The sequence below is a fragment of the Pseudoalteromonas sp. PPB1 genome (assembly GCF_015356275.1).
In the GTDB taxonomy this organism is placed as follows: domain Bacteria; phylum Pseudomonadota; class Gammaproteobacteria; order Enterobacterales; family Alteromonadaceae; genus Pseudoalteromonas; species Pseudoalteromonas rubra_D.
In genome coordinates this window covers 1-3,106 of sequence record NZ_JACEQV010000061.1, presented here as the reverse complement: position 1 = coordinate 3,106, position 3,106 = coordinate 1, and the positions used below count along the sequence as shown (strand labels likewise).

Genomic DNA, 3,106 nt, shown 5'->3' with positions numbered 1-3,106 from the left:
ACACCGGGTGAACTGCCAGAAGTTGAAAGAAACCGTTCAGAATATGCCGCTTTGTAAAGTCGTTATGGAGGCCTGTGGCTGTGCCAACTACTGGGGAAGAATGTGTATCAAAGTAGGTCATAAAGCACAACTACTGCCTGCCCAACATATCACCCCTTTTGTCAGAGGGAATATACACAATCGGGGACGACACAATGCATCAAGGGTTAGGCTGTCAGATAAGCTCGAGGAAGACAAGGGTCATTGAACCCGTGTGGGTGTTGTGAGCCACTGACAACCGCTTATCTGTTTGCCAAAAATAATTAAAGACACCCATTCGAAGTTGCGACTTCCCTCCACAGAAGAGGTGCAGATATCGGTGGGTGTCTCCCAAAATTACTATAAAATCGCAAACAAACAATTAGCTAGCATTATTTACGGTAATAAAATTGTGCCTGTCCTAATTACTGCTATATGCACTTTATAGCTCATCATATATCTTATAGTCTTCTTGAAAGACTGAATAAATATCGTTTCCTATCATTTCGTATTCATCTTCCATATTGTGATGATAAGCAATTACATCATGAGGTTCATTTATGCGCACTCCCCAAAGATTGTCGCCACAAGAGCTTCCAAAGAATATAAATGGAGTTAAATCAGGCAATGTCTCGTTAGACCACATAAACTTTGTAACGCTAAGAATCGAGCCAATGAAGTCTTCATCGGTTAGCGAAAACAAGTACTTTGCATTTCCAGTACCTTCACGAAATCCATCAGTCTCAAGTAACAGCTCTCTTAATTGATCAGGAATCTTTGCTGATAGAGCTTCTTCGACTTCAGAAAAATTAGCTTCAGAAGCTGGTTCAGAAAACTCTCCATCTGGGAACATTTCACTAAGTTTCATTGAACGATCCTTTTTGGTGCATAACAATTTATTCTCCCCCAAAATGTCGGAACATAAACCGACAAAATGAGCTGTATTACATACCCTCATAGTCCCACGGAACAAACTCCAAGTAAATAATCGGTTGCAACCTGCAAAAACACACTTGTGTAAAAATCAAACAAAAAAGCACGTAATAATGTTATTGGACAATAGCCAAAAAACTGTCTATACATCCAGTGTCAACCTTACCAAATGGAAGGTTCATAAAATCACCTTTTCTACTCATGCTGCAAGAGCAGATGTACCTACGACGTTATGCCAAACCCATCATTGGAGCGTACCCACATACATAAAAATTAAAGACACCCATTCGAAGTTGCGACTTCCCTCCACAGAAAAGTTACAGATATCGGTGGGTGTCTTCCAAAACTTCCTCGCCTCAAAATAGAACACTTAATTAAGCAAATTGGTATGACTTCCCTCCATAAAAAAGGTACAGATATCGGTGGGTGTCTCCCAAAATAAATTAAGTATCAGCTGGTTTATGCGTGTGCTGAACGAAGATATTGCCCGCCGCGCAAACAAAGAAGACGGCTGTACAGGCCGTTTCTGGGAAGGTCGATTTAAATCTCAGGCACTGCTTGATGAAGCAGCACTGGCTGCCTGTATGGCATACGTGGACCTCAACCCCATACGCGCAAAAATAGCGGATACTCCCGAAACCTCTGATTACACCAGCATCAAAAAACGCATTGAACATGCAAGACGTGGAGAGCAACCTCAGAGCCTTCTGTGCTTTGCCGGAAACCCCAGAAAAAGCAGGCCTAAAGGGCTGCCCTTTGAACTTGACTATTATATTGAACTGGTTGAATTAACCGGCAGATGCATACGTCCCGATAAGCGTGGTCATATTAGCGATACGCGCCCTATTCTCGCCAGGTTACAGATAGCGCCTGAAAACTGGCTAAAACTCACAACACAATTTACTACCGTATTTCGTGGTGCCGTCGGCAGACAGCAAGCGATGACCAAGTACTGTGCGAATCTGGAGAAAAAGCGGCGGGCCAACCTGACCAATTGCGAGCGCTTGTTGGGGTAAAACCACTGATGCCCAAATTTTAAATAACAACTGCTACTATGGCAGGAGTTTAGTGCACGCTATTGTCAAAAATTCTCCTCGTTTTTGTCGCACAGGTCCAAGTAATAACTAAAGAAACATTTTTCTTCAACAGCTTACTCATTAATTACCTTAAAAGTGGAGCACTCAGCCTCAGATTCATTTTCAGAACAGCGAATTTACGCTGGGTGTCTGCTTTGTTCTTCTCTGATACCCACATTTAAAATAACAGCTGCTACTATGGCAGGAGTTTAGTGCACGCTGTTGTCAAAAATTCTCGTCGTTCTTGTCGCATAGGTCCAGGTAATAACTAAAGAAACATTTTTCTCCATCAGCTTACTCATTACTTACGTTAACAGTGGAGTACTCTGCTCCAGATTCATTTTCAAAGCAATGAATTTGCGCTGGGTGTCTGCTTTGCCCATCTGCTTTGCCCCATTCTTTGCCCCTCCTTAGGTTTATTCTACTTTCACTGTACGCATGAAAATATCTGGCGTCATGACTTTGGTCTTTATTCCAAATGTTGTGTATACAAGTGAAGCCTTTTCAACCATTTTGTCGTCTCCACAGACAAAATACCTAGAGCTTGATGCCAGAAGAACATGTTCTGCATCTGTCGTTACATTATTTGTGTTGTTTCTTCTATCGATGGTTTCCCAATATGCTGGAAAGAAAACTAAAATATTATATGAGGTTATGATTTTTTCACCAAAAGGAATCGTGTCGGTACTTTTTCCTGTAATTGAAAGAAAAGAATTCACGATACTTTCAAAATTCTCTATTATTTCTTCCTTTGTAGATAACCAATACTTGTAAAGTGGCATATTTTCTATGGCTGAAAATGCAGGATTACCTAAAGCCATTATTTCTTTCAGTGAATTCCTAAATTTTTTTTGAATTCTATGATCACTTAGTAAGTCAATTCTCAAAGCTTCTATAAAGTCCATTAAAAGCTCTGGGGACATTTTCCTGCCATTTTTTACTAGATAGGGAATGTTGTGATTCAATAAAACCGGACACTATTTTAGGTGGTATTATTACCACTCAATGAGAGGTGTCTATGACCAGAAAACGTCGTACTTTTACACAGGAATTTAAGGTGGAAGCGGCCGCCTTGGTAC

Annotated in this window: 2 protein-coding genes and 2 pseudogenes; 2 read left to right on the top strand and 2 right to left on the bottom strand. The window is 40.9% G+C overall.

Annotated features, from left to right (window positions below):
- Positions 1-247, top strand: a pseudogene (locus IY568_RS25020) (hypothetical protein); the annotation flags it as partial.
- A 213-nt stretch (positions 248-460) separates the two neighbouring features.
- On the opposite strand, the gene IY568_RS24225 reads toward IY568_RS25020, so the two are convergent.
- Positions 461-886: an SMI1/KNR4 family protein gene (locus IY568_RS24225; RefSeq protein WP_194868951.1), complete on the bottom strand. Its 426-nt coding sequence runs from the start codon at positions 884-886 to the stop codon at positions 461-463.
- A 514-nt stretch (positions 887-1,400) separates the two neighbouring features.
- Between IY568_RS24225 and IY568_RS24220 the strand changes: the two are divergent.
- A pseudogene (locus tag IY568_RS24220) lies at positions 1,401-1,967 on the top strand (transposase); the annotation flags it as partial.
- Between the two features lie 476 nt (positions 1,968-2,443).
- Here IY568_RS24220 and IY568_RS24215 read toward each other — a convergent pair.
- Positions 2,444-2,950, bottom strand: coding sequence for a hypothetical protein (locus IY568_RS24215; RefSeq protein WP_194868950.1), 507 nt, complete (start codon positions 2,948-2,950; stop codon positions 2,444-2,446).
- Between the last annotated feature and the right edge of the window lie 156 nt (positions 2,951-3,106).

What these genes read in the sequence shown, in the direction of transcription:
- IY568_RS24225 (WP_194868951.1), bottom strand. Translation starts at nt 886, where the DNA reads ATGAAACTTAGTGAAATGTTCCCAGATGGAGAGTTTTCTGAACCAGCT.
- IY568_RS24215 (WP_194868950.1), bottom strand. Translation starts at nt 2,950, where the DNA reads ATGTCCCCAGAGCTTTTAATGGACTTTATAGAAGCTTTGAGAATTGAC.